General features: G+C 71.1%; 17 protein-coding genes, 1 tRNA gene and 1 riboswitch. Of the genes, 9 read left to right on the top strand and 9 right to left on the bottom strand.

All coding sequences use genetic code 11. The features are described from left to right. Positions 1 to 209: 209 nt before the first annotated feature. Positions 210 to 1109, bottom strand: coding sequence for a LysR family transcriptional regulator (locus DRV85_RS02105; protein ID WP_113287788.1), 900 nt, complete (start codon positions 1107 to 1109; stop codon positions 210 to 212). Positions 1110 to 1226: 117 nt separating this feature from the next. Between DRV85_RS02105 and DRV85_RS02110 the strand changes: the two genes are divergently transcribed. Beyond that, on the top strand, positions 1227 to 2456 hold the full coding sequence (locus tag DRV85_RS02110) for an acyl-CoA dehydrogenase (RefSeq protein ID WP_113287789.1): 1230 nt from the start codon (positions 1227 to 1229) through the stop codon (positions 2454 to 2456). Between the two features lie 293 nt (positions 2457 to 2749). Beyond that, positions 2750 to 2956, top strand: coding sequence for a cold-shock protein (locus tag DRV85_RS02115; RefSeq protein WP_113287790.1), 207 nt, complete (start codon positions 2750 to 2752; stop codon positions 2954 to 2956). A gap of 54 nt (positions 2957 to 3010) precedes the next feature. Here DRV85_RS02115 and DRV85_RS02120 read toward each other — a convergent pair whose 3' ends face one another. Further along, the gene (locus DRV85_RS02120) at positions 3011 to 3688 is read right to left on the bottom strand and encodes an arylesterase (RefSeq protein ID WP_113287791.1); all 678 of its coding nucleotides are present in this window, start codon (positions 3686 to 3688) and stop codon (positions 3011 to 3013) included. Between the two features lie 15 nt (positions 3689 to 3703). On the opposite strand from DRV85_RS02120, the gene DRV85_RS02125 reads away from it, so the two are divergent. From DRV85_RS02125 to DRV85_RS02135, 3 genes are read left to right on the top strand one after another with little or no spacing between them, the layout of a single operon-like run. Continuing rightward, complete coding sequence (locus DRV85_RS02125) at positions 3704 to 4396, top strand: ABC transporter ATP-binding protein (RefSeq protein ID WP_113287792.1); 693 nt, start codon at positions 3704 to 3706, stop codon at positions 4394 to 4396. Continuing rightward, on the top strand, positions 4393 to 6921 hold the full coding sequence (locus DRV85_RS02130; protein WP_113287793.1) for an ABC transporter permease: 2529 nt from the start codon (positions 4393 to 4395) through the stop codon (positions 6919 to 6921). The genes DRV85_RS02125 and DRV85_RS02130 overlap by 4 nt, the downstream gene beginning before the upstream one ends. Positions 6922 to 6976: 55 nt before the next feature. Continuing rightward, a complete protein-coding gene (locus tag DRV85_RS02135; RefSeq protein ID WP_113287794.1) occupies positions 6977 to 7810 on the top strand; it encodes an inositol monophosphatase family protein in 834 nt (277 codons plus the stop codon). Between the two features lie 40 nt (positions 7811 to 7850). On the opposite strand, the gene DRV85_RS02140 is transcribed toward DRV85_RS02135, so the two are convergent. Beyond that, on the bottom strand, positions 7851 to 8417 hold the full coding sequence (locus DRV85_RS02140) for a winged helix DNA-binding protein (protein WP_113287795.1): 567 nt from the start codon (positions 8415 to 8417) through the stop codon (positions 7851 to 7853). 109 nt (positions 8418 to 8526) lie between these two features. Here DRV85_RS02140 and DRV85_RS02145 point away from each other — a divergent pair, with 109 nt between their 5' ends. Together DRV85_RS02145 and DRV85_RS02150 are read left to right on the top strand one after the other, a co-directional pair. After that, entirely contained in the window at positions 8527 to 9645 is a 1119-nt protein-coding gene (locus DRV85_RS02145) for an LLM class flavin-dependent oxidoreductase (protein WP_113287796.1), read from the top strand. 4 nt (positions 9646 to 9649) lie between these two features. After that, positions 9650 to 10297, top strand: coding sequence for a nitroreductase family protein (locus DRV85_RS02150; RefSeq protein ID WP_113287797.1), 648 nt, complete (start codon positions 9650 to 9652; stop codon positions 10295 to 10297). A 104-nt stretch (positions 10298 to 10401) separates the two neighbouring features. On the opposite strand, the gene gcvP is transcribed toward DRV85_RS02150, so the two are convergent. From gcvP to DRV85_RS02170, 4 genes are all read right to left on the bottom strand, one after another. Further along, positions 10402 to 13242, bottom strand: a complete 2841-nt coding sequence (gene gcvP / locus DRV85_RS02155) for an aminomethyl-transferring glycine dehydrogenase (protein ID WP_113287798.1) — start codon at positions 13240 to 13242, stop codon at positions 10402 to 10404. A gap of 97 nt (positions 13243 to 13339) precedes the next feature. Next, a complete protein-coding gene (gcvH, locus tag DRV85_RS02160) occupies positions 13340 to 13699 on the bottom strand; it encodes a glycine cleavage system protein GcvH (protein ID WP_113287799.1) in 360 nt (119 codons plus the stop codon). A 19-nt stretch (positions 13700 to 13718) separates the two neighbouring features. Continuing rightward, positions 13719 to 14837 carry a glycine cleavage system aminomethyltransferase GcvT gene (gcvT, locus tag DRV85_RS02165; RefSeq protein WP_113287800.1) on the bottom strand — a complete coding sequence of 373 codons (1119 nt, stop codon included), beginning with the start codon at positions 14835 to 14837 and terminating at the stop codon, positions 13719 to 13721. A 158-nt stretch (positions 14838 to 14995) separates the two neighbouring features. Then, positions 14996 to 15083: riboswitch (glycine riboswitch) on the bottom strand. A gap of 37 nt (positions 15084 to 15120) precedes the next feature. Then, positions 15121 to 15564, bottom strand: a complete 444-nt coding sequence (locus DRV85_RS02170) for an RrF2 family transcriptional regulator (RefSeq protein WP_113287801.1) — start codon at positions 15562 to 15564, stop codon at positions 15121 to 15123. Positions 15565 to 15629: 65 nt separating this feature from the next. Here DRV85_RS02170 and DRV85_RS02175 point away from each other — a divergent pair, with 65 nt between their 5' ends. Next, complete coding sequence (locus DRV85_RS02175; protein WP_233495375.1) at positions 15630 to 16271, top strand: gamma-glutamylcyclotransferase family protein; 642 nt, start codon at positions 15630 to 15632, stop codon at positions 16269 to 16271. 55 nt (positions 16272 to 16326) lie between these two features. Here DRV85_RS02175 and DRV85_RS02180 read toward each other — a convergent pair. Continuing rightward, positions 16327 to 16413: transfer RNA gene (locus DRV85_RS02180), tRNA-Leu, on the bottom strand. Between the two features lie 347 nt (positions 16414 to 16760). Between DRV85_RS02180 and lipB the strand changes: the two genes are divergently transcribed. Further along, a complete protein-coding gene (lipB, locus tag DRV85_RS02185; RefSeq protein WP_113287802.1) occupies positions 16761 to 17408 on the top strand; it encodes a lipoyl(octanoyl) transferase LipB in 648 nt (215 codons plus the stop codon). On the opposite strand, the gene DRV85_RS02190 is transcribed toward lipB, so the two are convergent. Next, positions 17405 to 18397, bottom strand: a complete 993-nt coding sequence (locus tag DRV85_RS02190; protein ID WP_113287803.1) for an LLM class flavin-dependent oxidoreductase — start codon at positions 18395 to 18397, stop codon at positions 17405 to 17407. The two genes, lipB and DRV85_RS02190, sit on opposite strands and share 4 nt — an antisense overlap. Positions 18398 to 18446 lie beyond the last annotated feature (49 nt).

An 18446-nucleotide genomic window follows, 5' to 3' on the forward strand; every position in this document is an offset into this window, starting at 1 on the left:
GACCCTGCCCGCGGCGCTGGCGCCCTGGCTGGGCGGCGCGCGGCGGATCGACGCCGAGGGGCGGCTGGGCTGAGACTGGCCGGGGGCTCTGCCCCCGGACCCCCGGGGTATTTGGAGACCATTGAAAGAGAGGCGGTGGTCATGGCTTTCAATGGTCCACAAATACCCAATCCGGGCGCTTGCGACAGGCGCCGAGGCTGGTTCGACGGTCAGCCGCCGGCCCCGAGGCTTTGCCGGCCCATCCAGTCGCGGAAGGCCTTGAGCGGCGGATAGTCTGCCCGCGCGCGCGGCCAGACGAGCCAGTAAGCCCCCCGGCCTGTCACCGCCTCGCCCCAGGCGCGGGTGAGGCGGCCGTCGGCGAACTCCGCGTCCGCCAGGAACTCGGGCAGCAGAGCGACCCCCACGCCGGCGATGGCGGCCTGCGTCATCGTGGCGAACTGGTCGAAGATCATGCCCTGCGGACTCGCCCCCTCGATGCCGTGGTGGGCGAACCAGCGCTCCCAGGCGCGGGGGCGCGTCTCGAGCTGGAGCAGCGGCAGGCGCAGCAGATCCTCGGCCCGCGCGATCGGATGCGCCTTGAGGAACGCGGGCGCGCAGGCGGCCACCAGTGGTTCGTCGCCAAGCTTGAGGTGGTCGCAGCCCGGCCGGTCGGGCGCGCCGAAATGGATCGCGGCGTCGAAGCCCTCCGCCTCGAAATCCACGGCGCGCAGGCGCGTGGCCAGGTTGATCGTCACGCCGGGATGCGCCGACAGGAACGCCGGCAGCCGCGGCGCGAGCCAGCGCGTGCCGAGCGCCGGCAGGATCGCGAGCGACAGCGTGCCGCCGCCCGGATTCGCGGTCAGTTCCATCGAGGCGCGGCCGATGAGGTCGAGCGCCTGGGCCACGCTGCGGCCGTAGTGGCGCGCGGCCTCCGTGGGCACGAGCGCACGGCGCTCGCGCAGGAAGAGCTCGGTGCCGAGCTGCGCCTCGAGGCTCTGGATATGGCGGCTGACCGCGCCCTGGCTCATGCCGAGTTCCTCCGCCGCGGCGGTGGTCGAGCCGGCGCGCAGCACCGCCTCGAAGGCGCGCAGCAGGGCGAGCGAGGGCAGGTAACGGCGCGACCAGGGCATGACGTATGCCTAAAGTACATGGATGGATGCCGGAAAGGCGTTTTTCCCTGCGCTGCGGAAATAGTATAAGACCTGTGACGAAGTCAGATCCGGGCCATCCCGGAGGAAGGAGAGCCCATGACCCTCGACAACCCCGTCCCCGAACTCAAGGCCAAGGACAAGCCGGACCTCGGCCGCTTCGACTGGGAGGATGCGTTCCGCCTCGACACCCAGCTCGAGGAGGACGAGCGGATGATCCGCGACAGCGCCCGCGCCTATGCGCAGGAGAAGCTGCAGCCGCGGGTGATCGAGGCCTTCAACGAGGAAAAGACCGACCCGGAGATCTTCCGCGAGATGGGGGAGATGGGGCTTCTGGGCGTGACGATCCCCGAGCAGTACGGCGGGCTCGGCGCGGGCTACGTGAGCTACGGCCTCGTGGCGCGCGAGATCGAGCGCGTCGATTCGGGCTACCGCTCGATGATGTCGGTGCAGTCGAGCCTGGTGATGTATCCCATCTACGCCTACGGCTCCGAGGAACAGCGGCAGAAATACCTGCCGAAGCTGGCTTCGGGCGAGTGGATCGGCTGCTTCGGCCTGACCGAACCCGACGCAGGCTCGGACCCCGGCGCGATGAAGACCCGCGCGGAGAAGACCGACGGCGGCTACCGCCTGACCGGGTCGAAGATGTGGATCTCGAACTCGCCCATCGCCGACGTCTTCGTGGTCTGGGCGAAGTCGGACGCACATGACGGCAAGATCCGCGGCTTCGTGCTCGAGAAGGGGATGAAGGGCCTCTCGGCGCCCAAGGTGGCCAACAAGCTGTCCTTGCGCGCCTCGATCACCGGCGAGATCGTGATGGACGGCGTCGAGGTGGGCGAGGACGCTCTGCTGCCCCATGTCGAGGGGCTGAAGGGCCCCTTCGGCTGCCTCAACCGCGCGCGCTACGGCATTTCCTGGGGCGTGCTGGGCGCGGCGGAATTCTGCCTGCACGCCTCGCGGCAGTACGGCCTCGACCGCAAGCAGTTCGGCAAGCCCATCGCGCAGACGCAGCTCTTCCAGAAGAAGCTCGCCGACATGATGACCGAGATCTCGCTGGGCCTGCAGGGCTCGCTGCAGGTGGGCCGGCTCATGGACCGGGCCGAGGCCGCGCCCGAGATGATCTCGATCGTCAAGCGCAACAACTGCGGCAAGGCGCTCGAGATCGCGCGCCACGCCCGCGACATGCATGGCGGCAACGGCATCTCGGCCGAGTTCCAGGTGATCCGCCACATGCTGAACCTCGAGACGGTGAACACCTACGAGGGCACGCATGACGTGCATGCGCTGATCCTGGGCCGCGCGATCACCGGGCTGCAGGCCTTTATGTGAGATGCCGGCGGAGGGGGGCCGTCTGCCCCCCTCTGGCCCGTTCCGGGCCATTCACCCCCCGAGGGTATTTCCGGCAAGAGGAAGACCGGGCCGGGCAGGCGCACCGGCCCGAAACCGCCGTGCGGGCCAGCCGGGATATTGACAGAACGCGGCAGATACCCCATTTCACGTCTCGCGACGTTACGGCTATCGACTACTGCTGCTCCTATCGGCTCAGTTTCTCGATCCTGCACTGACCGAGCCACGCTGCCGCAATTCCGCGGGCAGCACACGACACGACTAGGAGACAGACGATGGCCAACGGCACCGTCAAATGGTTCAACACCACCAAAGGCTACGGCTTCATCGCGCCCGAGAGCGGCGGCAAGGATGTGTTCGTGCACATCTCGGCTGTCGAGCGTTCGGGCCTGACCGGCCTCGCCGACAACCAGAAGGTCACCTATGACCTCGAGACCGGCCGCGACGGCCGGCAGTCGGCGGTGAACCTCGCGCTCGCCTGAGCCGGGCTCACATTCCGTTTGACGGGCCGTCCCTCGGGGCGGCCCGTTTTCGTTTCAGCTGCCGGCCGCGCGGGCGGCCTGCGCGAGCTCAAGCACCCTTGGGCCCAGCGCCTCGACGATCCGCGCCACGCCTCTCGCGTTGGGGTGGATGCCGTCGGCCTGCAGGAAGCGGCGGGCTGTGGCCGGGTCGCCGTCCTCCGCCAGCGGCGCGAGGAAATTTTCGACGTAAAGCGTGTCGAACCTGGCGGCGAGCTCGGGATACATCGCGTCGAAGGCGGCCTTGTAGTCCGGGCCGTAGTTGCCGGTGGCCTCGAGTCCCACGAGCAGCACGGGCAGGTCGCGGCCCCGGGCCACCTCGAGGATGCCGCGCAGGTTCGCGCGGCTGACGGCAGGATCGATGCCGCGCAGCAGGTCGTTGCCGCCCAAGGCCACGATCATGCCGTCCACCTCGTCGGTCAGCGACCATTCCACGCGGGCGAGGCCACCCGCCGTGGTGTCGCCGGAGACGCCGGCGTTGACGAGGTCCACCTCTGCGTCTCGCGCGTCGAGCCAGTCCTGCATCTGCGGCACGAATCCCTCGGCCTCCGGCAGGCCGTAGCCCTGCGTCAGGCTATCGCCCATGGCCAGCAGCGTGACCTCCTGCGCGGAGGCAGGGGCGGCGGCGAGGAAGACGGCGGCGACCATCGCCTTGGCTTCGCGCAGGCGCGGCCCATATGTGAGGCTCGTGAGCATGACCCGGACCCTTCCATGACCGATCCCGTTCTCGCCCTTCAAGATGTCACCCTGACGCTCGCTGGCAATGCCGGACCGGTGGAAATCCTGCACGGCATCACGCTTGACGTCGCGCGCGGCGAGACGGTGGGGCTGGTCGGGCCCTCGGGCTCGGGCAAGTCCTCGCTGCTGATGCTGATGGGCGGGCTGGAGCGGGCGACCTCCGGCCGGGTCGAGGCCCTTGGGCGGGATCTGACGGCGATGGGCGAGGATGCGCTCGCCCGCTTCCGCCGCGATCACATGGGCGTGGTGTTTCAGTCCTTTCACCTGATCCCGACGATGACGGCGCTGGAGAACGTGGCGACGCCGCTGGAGCTTGCCGGACACCGCGACGCCTTCGACCGCGCGCAGGCGGAGCTGGAGGCGATGGGGCTGGGCCACCGCGCGGATCACTACCCCTCGCAGATGTCGGGGGGCGAGCAGCAGCGCGTGGCGCTGGCGCGCGCCGCCGCCCCGCGGCCCGCGATCCTGCTGGCCGACGAGCCTACCGGCAACCTCGACAGCGCGACCGGAGAGGCGATCGTCGAGCTTCTCTTCGGCCTGCGTGACCGGCACGGCGCGACGCTGGTGCTCGTGACCCACGCGCGCGAACTGGCCGCCCGCTGCGACCGGGTCGTGCCGCTGGCCGACGGGCGGATCGCGGACGACGCGCGCGAGGCGGCGGAATGAGCTGGCCGGCCGCCACCCGCATCGCCCGGCGCGAGTTGCGCGGGGGGCTCCGGGGCTTTCGCATCTTCCTCGCCTGCCTCGCGCTGGGCGTCGCGGCCATTGCGGGCGTGGGCAGCATCCGCGCCGCGATCGAGGGCGGGCTCGCCGCCGAGGGCGCGGTGCTGCTGGGCGGGGACGCGGAGGCGGAATTCACCTATCGCTTCGCCACCGATGAAGAGCGCGCCTTCTTCGAGGAGGCGGCAGAAGAGGTTTCCGAGATCGTCGATTTCCGCTCGATGGCGGTGGTCGAGCGGGGCGAGGAAACGGAACGCGCACTGACGCAGGTCAAGGCGGTGGACGGCGCCTATCCGCTGGTGGGAGAGGTCGTGCTGGAGCCCGCGATGCCGGTCTCGCAGGCGCTGGACGGGCGCGACGACCTGCCCGGCGGCGTTATGGAGCGGGTGCTGGCCGACCGGCTGGGCCTCTCCCCCGGCGATCGCTTTCGGCTGGGCACGCAGGATTTCGTGCTGACCGCGATCCTCGCGCGCGAGCCGGATGCGGCGGGCGACGGCTTCGGCCTTGGGCCGCGCACGCTGGTGCGCACGGAGGCGCTGGCCGGCTCGGGACTGATCGCGCCGGGCACTCTGTTCTCGACGAAATACCGGCTGGACCTGCCGGCGGACGCGGACCTCGACGCGCTGCGCGCCGAGGCGCTGGACCGCTTCGAGGAGTCAGGGCTCCGCTGGCGCGACGCGCGCAACGGCGCGCCGGGGATCGCGGAGTTCGTCGACCGGCTGGGCGCCTTCCTCGTGCTGGTGGGGTTGTCGGGGCTCGCCGTGGGCGGCATCGGCGTCTCGGCGGCGGTGCGCGCCTATCTCGCGGAAAAGACCGGCGTGATCGCCACGCTCAGGACGCTGGGCGCGGACCGGACGACGGTGTTCCGCACCTACTTCATACAGATCGGGGCGCTGGCGGCGCTGGGCATCGTCATCGGGCTCTTGCTGGGGGCGCTGGTGCCGCTGGCCTTCGCGCCACTGATCGAGGCACGGCTGCCGGTGCCGGCGCGCTTCGGCCTTTACCCCGGACCGCTGGTCGAGGCCGCGCTCTACGGCGTGCTCACCGCGCTGATCTTCACCCTCTGGCCGCTGGCGCGGACCGAGGAGGTGCGCGCCGCCACGCTCTTTCGCGACGCGCTGGAAGGCGCGCGCGCCCTGCCCGCGCCGCGCTTCGTGGCGGCCACGGTGGCGCTCGTCGCGGCGCTTCTTGGCCTCGCCGTCTGGTTCTCGGGCAATGCGGAGCTGACGCTCTGGACCGCCGGCGGGATCGCCGGGGCGCTGGTGCTGCTCGCGCTTTCGGCGGAGGGGCTGCGCTGGGTCGCCCGGCACGCCGCCCCCGTGGCGCGCGGCCGGGCCGCGCTGCGCTGGGCGCTCGACGCGATCGGGGCGCGGCGGGGCGCGGTGGCGCCGGTGGTGCTGTCGCTGGGTCTGGGCCTGTCGGTGCTGGCAGCCATCGGACAGATCGACGGCAACCTGCGCGCCGCCATCGCCCGCGACCTGCCCGAGGTGGCGCCGAGCTACTTCTTCGTCGACATCCAGAAGGACCAGATGCCAGGCTTTCGCGACCGGCTGGACGGCGACCCGGCAGTGTCGAAGGTCGACAGCGCGCCGATGCTGCGCGGCATCATCACGCGGATCAACGGGCAGCCGGCGGCGGAGGTGGCAGGCGGCCACTGGGTGATCCAGGGCGACCGCGGCGTGACCTATTCCGCGACCCCGCCCGAGGGCACGGTCCTTACCGCGGGCGAGTGGTGGCCCGAGGATTATACCGGCCCGCCGCTGGTGAGTTTCGCCGCCGAGGAGGCCGCCGAGATCGGGCTGCAGCTGGGCGACACGCTGACCGTCAACATCCTTGGCCGCGAGATCACGGCGGAGGTGGCGAATTTCCGCGTCGTGGACTTCTCGACCGCGGGCATCGGCTTCATCATGGCGATGAACCCCGCGGCACTCGAGGCCGCGCCGCACAGTTTCATCGCCACGGTCTATGCCGAGGAAGCGGCGGAGGCGGCCATCCTGCGCGACCTCGCCTCGGCCTATCCCAACATCACCGCGATCCGTGTCCGCGACGCGATCGACCGGGTCTCGGAGCTGCTGGCCGGCATCGCCTCGGCCACTGCCTGGGGCGCCTCGGCCACGTTGCTGGTAGGGTTCCTCGTCCTGATCGGCGCGGCCGCCGCCGGCGAGGGCGCGCGCACCTACGAGGCCGCGGTGCTCAAGACGCTGGGCGCGGCGCGCGCGCGGATCCTCGCCAGCTTCGCGCTGCGCGCCGGGCTGATCGGCGCGGGCGCGGCGGCGGTCGCGCTGGCCGCCGGCATCGGCGGCGGCTGGGCGGTCACGCATTTCGTGATGGAGACGGATTTCGCCGTGATCTGGCCCTCGGTGCTGGGAATCGTGGCGGGCGGCGTGCTGGCCACGCTGGGGGCCACGCTGGCCTTCGCCTGGCGGCCGCTGGCGGCGCGTCCCGCGCAGGTGCTGCGCGCACGCGAATAGGCTTGCCGCGCCGCGGCGCGGCTGGCACATGCGGCGTTCAGCCAGGGAGCCGCCGATGCCTTTCACCGCCGCCAGGGAAGCGCAGATCGTCAACCTGATCCGCCGCGCCGCGCGGGCGGAGATCCTGCCCCGCTTCCGCGCGCTCCACGAGTCGGAGATCGCCGCCAAGACCGGGCCCGACGATCTGGTGACAGAGGCCGACACCGCCGCCGAGGCGATGATCGCGCGGGGGCTTGCCGCGCTCTTCCCCGAGGCGCTGATCGTGGGCGAGGAGGCGGCAGAGGCCGACCCCGCCCTGGCCGACCGCATCGCCGAGGCCGAGCTGTCCTTCATTGTCGATCCCGTGGACGGGACGTGGAACTTCGCCCGCGGCCTGCCGCTCTTCGGCGTGATCCTCGCCGCCTGCCGGCGGGGCGAACCGGTCTGGGCGATGATCCACGACCCCGTCTGCGACGACTGGATCACCGCGGCGGAAGACCGGCCGACGCGGCTGGAGCGCCCCGGCCGCCCGCACCGACGCTTGCGAATGGCGCCGGCGCGCGAGATCGCGGAGATGTCAGGATTCGTGCCCCTGACCCTCGTCCCGGAGGACCGGCGCCCGGCCGTCGCAGCCCTGTTGCCGGAGTTCCGCCGCGCCACCTCTCTGCGCTGCTCGGCGCATGAATACCGGCTGCTCGCGCGGGGGCACGCCGACTTCTGCGTGGGCGTCGATCCGAAGCCCTGGGACCACGCCGCGGGCGTGCTGATCTGCCGGCAGGCGGGTGGCTACACCGCTTTCCTCGACGGCGCGCCCTACACCGCCGCGCGGCGCGAGGGCGCCCTGCTCACCGCCGCCTCGGCCGACGGCTGGGCGCGTCTCGCCGAGCGTTTCGCCGCGCTCGCGGCCTGACCCGGGCGGCGGCCCGCTGGGCGAGGGCGTGCCTTCCGGGTCACTCCCGCCGGTGCGTCGCCGCCGTGAGCGCCGCCCGGTCGTAGAGCCCCGAGAGCAGATCGAGCACCTGCGCCGCCTCGCCGAAGCCGCGCTCCGGATCATCGAGCCGCGCGACGAGAGCCACCAGCAGTTCGCGCCGCGCCCGGGCGTAGCGATCCGTCACCTCGCGCCCCTTCTCGGTCACCGAGTAGACCACGCCCGTGCGCGAGGCGCCCTCGCGCTCGACCAGGCCGGCCTTCATCAGCTTGCGCAACCCGTACTGGATGTTCGGGATGTCCTCGCGGTTGGTCAGCCGCGCGAGCTCCTTCACCGATTTCGGCCGGTCCTTCATCCGCACGACGTGCAGCAGCGCGTTCTCCGGCCCGCTGGCCTGGATGCCCGCGCTCAGCGCGAGGCACTCCGCCTGCCAGCGGCCGAAACTCTCGAAGCTGCGCATCAGCGCGTATTCGAGCTCCGTGAGCCGCACCTCGAGCGGGTCGCCGGCAAGGTGCCAGCGGCGATCCACATCCCCCGCGTCGTCCGAAGCGACGGCCGATTCGCGGGCCCTGTCACCCTTCTTGACCATGCCTAACAGGATGACTTGCCGAGGGAATCCTGAAAAGTGAATTTTTGCTTTGATTTTTTGTTTGAAATTTCATCCTATTTTCACACCAAAGAGACCAAGGGAGGCTTCCATGCGCGCGTTTCTCGCAGGCGACCACTTCAAGCTCGGCACCTTCTCGTCCAACTGCTCGTCCGGCATGACCGTGACGAAGGTGGACGAGCGCTGGGACAACAGCTGGGACAACAATCTGCGCCTCGCGCAGATGCTCGACGCGGCCGGCATCGATTTCATGCTGCCGATCGCCCGCTGGATCGGCTACGGCGGCGAGACCGACTTCCACCACAACGTGCTCGAGACGATGACCTGGGCCACGGCGCTGCTCGCCCGGACCGAGCGCCTCACCGTCTTCGCCACCATGCACACGGCGGCCAACAACCCCGTCGTCGTGGCCAAGCAGATCGCCACCGCCGACCAGGTGGGCAAAGGCCGCATCGGGCTCAACATCGTCGCCGGCTGGAACAAGCCCGAGTACGAGGCGCTGGGCCTCGATCTGCCCGACGATCACGAGACCCGCTACGCCTACGCGCAGGAATGGTTCGACGTGGTGCAGAAGCTCTGGCAGAGCGAGGGCGCCTTCGACTGGGACGGCCGCTTCTTCCGGCTGAAGAACGTGCTGGGCCACCCGCACCCGGTGGACGGCCGCCCGCCGATCCTGAACGCCGCCGGCTCGGGACAGGGCCGCGAGTTCGCCACCCGCAACGCCGACTATCTCTTCACTCCCGCCATCGACCTCGAGCGCTCGAAGGGCGAGGTTCAGGAGATCAAGGACCAGGCCGCCGCCAAGGGCCGCAAGGTAGGCGTGCTCACCTTCTCCCACGTCTGCTGCCGCCCGACCGAGAAGGAGGCGCAGGAGTATCACCACTGGTACGCACAGGAGAACGCCGACTGGGAAGCGGTGGACAACCTCGTCAACCTGCAGTTCGCCAACGCCCAGAGCTTCCCGCACGACCTGCTGGCGCTGATCCGCGACCGCATGGCCGCGGGCCATGGCGGCTTCCCGCTGATCGGCACGCCCGACCAGGTGGCCGACGGCATCGAGCAACTGGCGCAGGCGGGCTTCGCGGGCTCGACGCTGTCGTTCCTCGACTACGCCGAGGAGTTCCCCTACTTCCGCGACGAGGTGCTGCCGCGCCTGGCCGCGAAGGGGCTGCGCCCCGCACCGGGCGAGGCAGCGACGGCGGCGGAGTGACGCGATGAAGGACGGGGGCGGCATGGGAATGCTCGACGCGCTGCGCTGGCGCTACGCGGTCAAGCGGTTCCTGCCCGGTGCGCGCGACGACGCGGCGCTCTCCCGCGCGCTCGAGGCCGCGCGCCTCGCCCCCTCCTCCTTCGGCCTCCAGCCCTGGCGGATCGTCCTCGTCGAGGACGCCGCCATCCGCGCCCGCCTGGCCGAAAAGAGCTATGGTCAGGCCAAGGTGGCCGAGGCCGGCCACCTTGCGGTCTTCGCGATCCTCGACCCTGTCACCGAGGACCATATCGCCGCTCATGTCGCCCGCCTCGCCGCGGCGCGCGGTCTCGACGGCGCGGCCGCCAGCAAGCGACACGACTCGATCGCGAAGACCGTTCTGCAGAAGAAGGACGCCGAAGAGCGCCGCGCCTGGGCGCGCGCGCAATGCTACCTCGGCCTCGGCGTCTTCCTCGCGGCCTGCGCGGCCGAAGGCCTCGACGCCTGTCCGATGGAAGGCTTCGAGCCCGCCGCCTGGGAGGAGATCCTGGGCCTCGCGGACGAAGGCCTCGCCGCAGCGGCCGCTGTCCCCCTCGGCCGCCGCGCCGAAGACGACGCCGAAGCGGCGCAGCCGAAGGTGCGAATGCCCGCGCAAGATCTGATCCTGCGGCGCTGACACGCCCGGCCCCCGTCCTTCTTCTTGGGGTCAAATATCCTCGGGGGGTGAATGCCGCGGCACGCGGCAGAGGGGGGCAGACAGCCCCCCTGTCCCGACGCCGCCTACTCCGCAGCCTCCGCATAGCTCTCGAGCGGCGGACAGGTGCAGACGAGGTGCCGGTCGCCGAAGGCGTTGTCCACCCGGTTCACCGGCGGCCAGTACTTGTCCACGCGGAAGGCGCCGCGCGGATAGCAGCCCGCCTCGCGGGAATAGGCGCGGTCCCACTCGCCCACCAGATCCTCGACCGTGTGCGGCGCGCGCTTGAGCGGGTTGTCCTCGGGGTCGGCCCGCCCCTCCTCGATCGCCCGGATCTCCTCGCGGATGCCCAGCATCGCCTCGCAGAAGCGGTCGAGCTCGGCCTTCGTCTCGCTCTCGGTGGGCTCGACCATCAGCGTGCCGGCCACCGGCCAGCTCATCGTCGGCGCATGGAAGCCGCAGTCCATCAGCCGCTTGGCGATGTCGTCCACGGTGACGCCCGCGCTTTCGGCGAAGGGCCGCACGTCGAGGATGCACTCGTGCGCGATCCGCCCCAAGGGCCCCTTGTAGAGCACGTCATAGGCCCCCTCGAGGCGGCGCGCGATGTAGTTGGCGTTCAGGATCGCCACCCGCGTCGCCTGCGTCAGCCCCTCGCCCCCCATCATCAGGATGTAGGCCCAGCTGATCGGCAGGATCGAGGGCGAGCCGTAGGGCGCGGCGCTTACCGCCCCCTCGCCGGTCACCGGATGCTCGGGCAGATGCGGGATGAGATGCGCCTTGACCCCGATGGGTCCCATGCCGGGGCCGCCGCCGCCGTGCGGGATGCAGAAGGTCTTGTGCAGGTTCAGGTGGCTCACGTCGCCGCCCAGATCGCCGGGCCGCGACAGCCCCACCATGGCGTTGAGGTTCGCGCCGTCGATGTAGACCTGCCCGCCGTGGGCATGCGTGATCTCGCAGACCTCGCGCACCGTCTCCTCGAAGACGCCGTGCGTCGAGGGATAGGTGATCATGCAGCCGGCCAGCCGGTCGGAATGCGTCTTCGCCTTCGCCCGGAAGTCGTCGAGATCGATGTCGCCGTTGTCGGCGGTCTTCACGGTGACCACCTCCCAGCCCACCATATGCGCCGAGGCCGGGTTGGTGCCATGCGCGGACAGCGGGATGAGGCAGACGTCGCGGTGCCCCTCCCCCCGCGCGCGGTGCCAGCGCCGGATGGTCAGCAGCCCCGCGTATTCCCCCTGCGCGCCGGAATTGGGCTGCATCGAGAAGGCGTCATAGCCGGTGATCGCACAGAGCTTCATCGACAGGTCGTCGATCAGGTGCCGGTAGCCCGCCGCCTGTTCCTCAGGCGCGAAGGGATGCATCAGGGTGAATTCGTCCCAGCTGATCGGCATCATCTCGGCCGCCGCGTTCAGCTTCATGGTGCAGGAGCCCAGCGGGATCATCGCCCGGTCGAGCGCCAGGTCGCGGTCCGAGAGACGGCGCATGTAGCGCATCATCTCGGTCTCGGCCCGGTTCATGTGAAAGACCTCGTGTTCCAGATAGGGCGTGCGCCGCAGGAGCCCCTCGGGCAGGCGGAAGGCGTCCTCGTCCCCCGGCCCGCCCAGGATGCCGAAGGCCCGCCAGACCGCCTCGACCACCTCCGGCGTGGTGCGCTCGTCGAGCGTGATGCCGACCTTCGTCGCCCCCACCGCGCGCAGGTTGATCCCCTCGTCGACGGCGGATTTCATCACGGCGTGCTGCAGCGGCCCGACGTCCACGGTGATCGTGTCGAAGAAGCTCTCGGGCTCCACGCGGAAACCCGCCGCCTCCAGCCCGCGCGCCAGCCGCACGGTGCGCGCATGGATACGCTCGGCGATGGCGCGCAGCCCCTTGGGCCCGTGAAAGACGGCATAGAACGACGCCACCACCGCCAGCAGCGCCTGCGCGGTGCAGACGTTGGAGGTCGCCTTCTCCCGACGGATGTGCTGCTCGCGGGTCTGCAGCGCCAGCCGATAGGCCCGGTTGCCGCGCGCGTCCACCGAGACGCCCACCAGACGCCCGGGAAGCGCGCGTTTGTAGGCATCCCGCGTCGCGATATAGGCAGCGTGCGGGCCGCCGTAGCCCACCGGCACGCCGAAGCGCTGGGTCGAGCCCACGGCGATATCCGCCCCCATCGCGCCCGGCTCCTTCAGCAGGAGAAGCGACATCGGGTCCGCCGAGACGACGCCCACGGCCTTCGCCGCATGCAGCGCCGCGATCTGGTCGGTGAAGTCGCGGATCTCGCCATGTGTGCCGGGATACTGGAAGAGCGCGCCGAAGACCTGCTCTGCTTCCAGATCGTCGGGATCGCCCACGATGACCTCGATGCCCAGCGGCTCCGCACGGGTCTTCACCACCGCGATGTTCTGCGGGTGACAGTTCTCGTCCACGAAGAAGGCGCGCGCCTTCGACTTCGCCACGCGCTCGGCCATGGCCATCGCCTCGGCGCAGGCGGTGGCCTCGTCCAGAAGCGAGGCGTTGGCGATCTCGAGCCCCGTCAGATCGCTCACCATCGTCTGGAAATTGAGCAGCGCCTCCAGCCGGCCCTGCGCGATCTCGGGCTGATAGGGCGTGTAAGCCGTGTACCACGCCGGGTTCTCAAGCACGTTGCGCTGGATCGCCGGCGGCGTGATCGTGCCGTGATAGCCCATCCCGATCAGCGAGGTGAGCACCCGGTTGCGCCCCGCCACCTCGCGCAGGTGGTCGAGGCATTCGCCCTCCGACAGCGCCGGGCCGAAGGCCAGCGCCGCCTCCTGCCGGATCTCCCCGGGCACCGTCTCGTCGATCAGCGCCTCGAGGCTGTCGGCCCCGACGACACGCAGCATCCGCGCCATCTCGTCCGGCGAGGGGCCGATGTGACGGCGGTTCGCGAAGTCGTAGGGCTCGTAGTCGGTGGGCGTGTAGGTCATCCGTTCAGGCTCCTGTCACACCGGGCCGCACCCGGTCCTTCCTCTTGCCGTGAATACCCGCCGGAGGCGCGCGCGCGGCGCGTCCCGCGGGCGGGCGTCAGCCGATCAGCTCCTTGTAGGCCGCCTCGTCCATCAGGTCGTCGAGCTGCGCGGAGTCGGAGGGCCGGATCTTGAAGAACCAGGCGTCGCCGAGCGGATCCTCGTTGACCATCGCCGGGTTCTCCACGATCGCCTCGTTCACCTCGACGATCTCGCCGTCCACGGGCGCGAGGATGTCGGAGGCGGCCTTGACGCTCTCGATGACCACGATCTCGTCGTCGCGGGTGACGGTGGCGCCCTCTTCGGGCAGTTCCACGAACACCACGTCGCCCAGCTGCTCGGCGGCATGCTCGGTGATGCCGACGACGTAGACGCCGTCCTCCTCGCGCAGCCATTCGTGATCCTCGGTGTATTTCATGCCGTCCCTCTCTCGCTCATCAGGTCTTGTAACTTGCCGATACGAAGGGCAGATCGCTGACCGTCACCGGCAGCCGCCTGCCCCGCACCTCGCCGAAAAGGCGCTGTCCCTGCCGCGCGAGCCCGGCGGGAACGTAGCCCATCGCGACGGGCGCCCCCACGGTGGGGCCGAAGCCGCCCGACGTGACGGCGCCCAGCGGCGCGCCGCCCTCCTGCTGCGCATAGAGCGGCACGCCCGCGCGCATCGGTGCGCGGCCCTCGGGGCGCAGACCGACGCGGGCACGCGCCGCGCCCTCGTCCATCTCGTTCAGGATGCGCGCCGCGCCCGGGAAGCCGCCCGCGCGCGCGCCGCCTGCGCGCCGCGCCTTCTGGATCGCCCAGCCGAGGCCCGCCTCGACCGGCGTGGTGCCGCTGTCGATGTCCTGCCCGTAAAGGCAGAGCCCGGCCTCGAGCCGAAGGGTGTCGCGCGCGCCGAGCCCCGCGGGCGCCACCTCCGGCCGGTCGAGCAGCGCGCGCGCCACGTCCTCGGCCCGGTCGGCGGGCAGCGAGATCTCGTAGCCGTCCTCGCCCGTGTAACCCGAGCGCGACACCCAGGCGGGCACGCCCGCCACCTCGAACTCCGCCACATCCATGAATCGCATCGCGGCCGCCCCGGGCGCGAGCGGCGCGAGCGCCGCCTCCGCCTCAGGCCCCTGCAGCGCGAGCAGCGCCCGGTCGGCAAGAAGCTCCGCCGCCACACCCTCGGGCAGGCCGGCGCGCAGCAGCGCGAGGTCGGCCGCCTTGCGCGCGGCGTTCACCACCAGCCGGAGCGTATCGCCGTAGTTGGCGATCATCAGATCGTCCTCGATGCCGCCGTCGGGATTCGTGAAGAAGCCGTAGCGCTGGCGCCCCGGCTTCAGGCCGGCCACGTCCTGCGGCACCAGCCGCTCCAGCGCCGCCGCGGCCACCTCTGCCGGTGCGTGCAGCACCACCTGGCCCATGTGGCTTACATCGAAGAGCGCGGCACGGCTGCGGGCCTGCTCGTGTTCCGCGATGACCCCGGCATACTGCATCGGCATCTCGGTGCCGGCGAATTCCGCCATGCGCGCGCCGAGGTCGCGGTGCAGCGCGTCGAGCGGCAGTCGGTCGAGCCCGGACATGGCCTGCCCTTCCTGTCTCGCCGGTGCGTGAAGCCTCCCCGGCACCCCGTTCCGGCGGGCCGCCTTCCGCCCGCCACGCGATGCCCCCTCTGTCCTTTCGCCTGAGATCGCTATCCCTTCGGCGGGCGCGTCCTCGCGCGCCTCTCTCCAGAGTTCCTGTCGCCGGACCGGTCCTGAAGCCTGAGAGTTTCCGGGGCGGTTGCTCCTTCGGCACCGGCCCGCGGCCGGTTCTCCCGATCTGACGGGCGGGAACGTAGCGCGCGGCCCGACCGGCCGCAAGGGCTCAGCGGCAGGCCGGCGGGCTCAGCAGCGCCTCGAGCGCCGGATTGTCGCAAACGAGGGCGTCGAGGGTGATCTCGTCGAGATGCGCGAAGAAGCTCTCGATCGCGTCGGTGAGCGCGAGCCGCAGCCGACAGGCCTCGACCAGGGGGCAGGTGTTGTCGGCGTCGGCGAAGCACTCGGCGATGGGAACCGGCGCCTCGAGCGCGCGGAAGACGGCGCCGACGCGAATCTCCGCGGCCGGCCGCGCGAGCCCCAGCCCGCCGTTGCGCCCGCGCTGGGTCCGCAGGTAGCCCAGCTGCGCGAGCTGGTTGACCACCTGCGCCATGTGGTTCTCGGACGCGTTGCAGCGCTCGGCGATCTCGTGTTTCGTGACGAGCCGGCCGCCGTTCATGGCGCAATACATCAGGATCCGGAGCGCGATGTTGGTTCGCTTGGTGACGCGCAAGACGGAGACCCCTCGAAGCGGAAACTCGCGCCAGACTGCCCGAAGATCGCGCGCCCCGGTTTGACATGCATCAAGAAGATATCAATCTCTGGCCCGTCATGCTCCATCACCCGCATTTCTTCGGCTACGGCAGCCTCGTCAACCGCGCCACGCACGACTACGCGGCGGCCCACAGGGCGCGGGTGTCGGGCTGGCGCCGGGTCTGGCGGCACGTCCGCATACGGCCGGTGGCCTTTCTCTCGGTCGAGCCCGCCCCGGGCGTCGAGATCGACGGGCTGATCGCGGCGGTGCCCGGCGGCGACTGGGCCGCGCTCGACGCGCGCGAGGCCGCCTACAGCCGGCACCCCGTCACGCACGACGTCCGCCACGCGGCCGCAGGCACGCCCGAGGTGGCGCTCTACCGCCTGCGCCCCGAGGGGCATGATGCGCCGAGCCTGCGGCATCCGATCCTTCTGAGCTACATCGACGTGGTCGTGCAGGGCTTTCTCGCAGAATACGGCGTGAAAGGCGCCGAGCGCTTCGCCGAGACGACGGCCGGCTGGGAGGCGCCCGTGCTCGACGACCGCGCCGCGCCGCACTACCCGCGCGCCCGCCAGCTCATCCCGCGCGAACGCGCCGTGGTGGACGGGCTGCTCGCCGATCTGCCGGTGACACGGGTGCCTCTCGAGGAGGCTCGGGCGACAGACGGCCCCCCAGAAACCGACTGACCGAGACTGCGCAAGTTGCGCGCACCACGCCGGTCGTCAGGAACATGGGATCGTTTGGTGCGGTCGAGAAGACTCGAACTTCCACGGGTGTTACCCCACAGCGACCTCAACGCTGCGCGTCTACCAATTCCGCCACGACCGCACGCCGCTGGTAGTGCTGCGCGATATAGACGAGGCCGCCGGCGGGTTTCAAGGGGTATTCCGGGGATTTGCCGCAAGCGGCTGCGCGTGCACCGGATCGCGGCCCGGCGCGGCGCGCCTCGGGACAGGCCGGCAGCCCTCGGTGCACATCGGCCTTTCTGGCGAAGCTTTTGGCGAATATGGACTTTTTCCGGCGGCACCCGCCCGCCCATGCCGCGATGCAAGTGCGATGGGCCACCTGCGAGGCGCGGCCGGTGGATCGTGTCCGCCGCGCAGCCGTGCGCCGGACCGGGCCGCGTGTCGGCAGAGCGCTTTGACAGGTCATGGCCGCAGGCCTAGAGACCGCGCATGGTCGAATGGATCACGTCGCAGGGGCTCGTGCCCTACCCGGACGCCGTCTCGAAGATGGAGGCGCGCGCCGCAGCCATCGCCGAGGGCCGCGCGGGCGAGGCGATCTGGCTTCTGGAGCATCCGCCGCTCTACACCGCGGGCACCTCGGCCAGGCCGGAGGATCTGCGCGCACCCGACCGCTTCCCGGTCTTCGAGACGCGCCGTGGCGGGCAATACACCTACCACGGGCCGGGCCAGCGGGTGGTCTACGTGATGCTCGACGTGGGCCGCCGGGGCCGCGACGTGCGCCGCTTCGTGGCCGCGCTGGAGGGCTGGGTGATCGCGGCGCTGGGCGAGTTCGGCGTCCGCGGCGAGTTGCGCGAGGGCCGCGTGGGCGTCTGGGTCGCCCGCCCCGAAAAGCCCCCCCTGCCCGACGGCACGCCCCGCGAGGACAAGATCGCCGCCATCGGCATCCGCCTGCGCCGCTGGGTGAGCTTCCACGGCATCGCGATCAACGTGGACCCGGACCTCTCGCACTTCGACGGCATCGTCCCCTGCGGCATCGAGGGCCACGGCGTCACCAGCCTCGTCGACCTCGGCCTGCCGGTGGAGATGGGGGATCTGGACGTGGCGCTCCGGCGGACGTTCGAGCGGGCGGTGGGTTAGGCGGCGGCTTTCATGTCGGCCAGCACCTCGGCGGCGATCTCGAAGGAGCGCAGGCGCGCGGCGTGGTCGTGGATCTGTCCCGTCAGGATCAGCTCGTCGGGGCGATAGCGGTCGATCAAGCCGGCGAGCTGCGCGCGCACCGTGCCCGGGGCGCCCACCGCCGAGATGCGCAGCGCCTCGTCCACGGCGGCGCGCACCTCCGGCCCGATCTCGGCGTCGATGTCCTCGACCGGGCGGGGCAGCTTGCCGGGCCGGCCCTGGCGCAGGCGGGCGAAGGCCTGCTGCATGGTGGTCCGCAGATAGGCGCCTTCGGCATCCGTTTCGGCGGCGAAGACGTTGACCGCCAGCATGAAATACGGCCGATCCAGATGCGCCGAGGGGCTGAAGCTCTCGCGGTAGAGGCGCGCCGCCTGGTCGAGCGCGGCGGGCGCGAAATGCGCGGCGAAGGTGTAGGGCAGCCCCAGATGCGCGGCGAGCTGCGCGCCGTAGAGCGACGAGCCCAGGATGTAGACGGGCACGCGCGTGCCCTCGCCCGGATGCGCGCGCACGGCGGCGTCCGGGCGCGGCGGGCCGAGATAGGAGAGAAGCTCCAGCACGTCCTCGGGGAAGCGGTCGCCCTCCCCGCCCCGTCTGAGCGCGCGGAACACGGCCATGTCGCCGCCCGGCGCGCGGCCGAGGCCCAGGTCGATGCGGTCGCCGTGGATCTCGGCCAGCGTGCCGAACTGCTCGGCGATGGTGAGCGGCGCGTGGTTGGGCAGCATGATCCCGCCCGCGCCGACCCGGATCCGCTGCGTCTGCGCGGCGATATGTGCGATCAGCACCGACGTCGCGGCCGAGGCGATGCCGGGCATGTTGTGATGCTCGGCCAGCCAGTGGCGGTGGTAGCCCCAGCGCTCGGCGTGACGCGCGAGATCGACGCTGTTGGCGATCGCCTGCGCCGCATCCGCGCCCTCGGGCACCGGGGCGAGATCGAGAATCGCGTGACGCATCCGTCGCTCCTTTTTCGTGACGCGGCCAATCTGGGGCGGCGCGCGGCCT

The organism is Rhodosalinus halophilus (assembly GCF_003298775.1).
Lineage (GTDB): Bacteria > Pseudomonadota > Alphaproteobacteria > Rhodobacterales > Rhodobacteraceae > Rhodosalinus > Rhodosalinus halophilus.

Bases quoted from the DNA above. Each gene is read 5' to 3' on its own strand.
- lipB (WP_113287802.1), top strand. From the start codon at position 16,761: ATGGTCGAATGGATCACGTCGCAGGGGCTCGTGCCCTACCCGGACGCC.
- DRV85_RS02150 (WP_113287797.1), top strand. From the start codon at position 9,650: ATGAAGGACGGGGGCGGCATGGGAATGCTCGACGCGCTGCGCTGGCGC.
- DRV85_RS02105 (WP_113287788.1), bottom strand. From the start codon at position 1,109: ATGCCCTGGTCGCGCCGTTACCTGCCCTCGCTCGCCCTGCTGCGCGCC.
- DRV85_RS02125 (WP_113287792.1), top strand. From the start codon at position 3,704: ATGACCGATCCCGTTCTCGCCCTTCAAGATGTCACCCTGACGCTCGCT.
- DRV85_RS02140 (WP_113287795.1), bottom strand. From the start codon at position 8,417: ATGGTCAAGAAGGGTGACAGGGCCCGCGAATCGGCCGTCGCTTCGGAC.
- DRV85_RS02110 (WP_113287789.1), top strand. From the start codon at position 1,227: ATGACCCTCGACAACCCCGTCCCCGAACTCAAGGCCAAGGACAAGCCG.
- gcvT (WP_113287800.1), bottom strand. From the start codon at position 14,837: ATGTCCGGGCTCGACCGACTGCCGCTCGACGCGCTGCACCGCGACCTC.
- DRV85_RS02145 (WP_113287796.1), top strand. From the start codon at position 8,527: ATGCGCGCGTTTCTCGCAGGCGACCACTTCAAGCTCGGCACCTTCTCG.
- DRV85_RS02190 (WP_113287803.1), bottom strand. From the start codon at position 18,397: ATGCGTCACGCGATTCTCGATCTCGCCCCGGTGCCCGAGGGCGCGGAT.
- DRV85_RS02130 (WP_113287793.1), top strand. From the start codon at position 4,393: ATGAGCTGGCCGGCCGCCACCCGCATCGCCCGGCGCGAGTTGCGCGGG.
- gcvP (WP_113287798.1), bottom strand. From the start codon at position 13,242: ATGACCTACACGCCCACCGACTACGAGCCCTACGACTTCGCGAACCGC.
- DRV85_RS02135 (WP_113287794.1), top strand. From the start codon at position 6,977: ATGCCTTTCACCGCCGCCAGGGAAGCGCAGATCGTCAACCTGATCCGC.
- gcvH (WP_113287799.1), bottom strand. From the start codon at position 13,699: ATGAAATACACCGAGGATCACGAATGGCTGCGCGAGGAGGACGGCGTC.
- DRV85_RS02115 (WP_113287790.1), top strand. From the start codon at position 2,750: ATGGCCAACGGCACCGTCAAATGGTTCAACACCACCAAAGGCTACGGC.
- DRV85_RS02120 (WP_113287791.1), bottom strand. From the start codon at position 3,688: ATGCTCACGAGCCTCACATATGGGCCGCGCCTGCGCGAAGCCAAGGCG.
- DRV85_RS02175 (WP_233495375.1), top strand. From the start codon at position 15,630: ATGCATCAAGAAGATATCAATCTCTGGCCCGTCATGCTCCATCACCCG.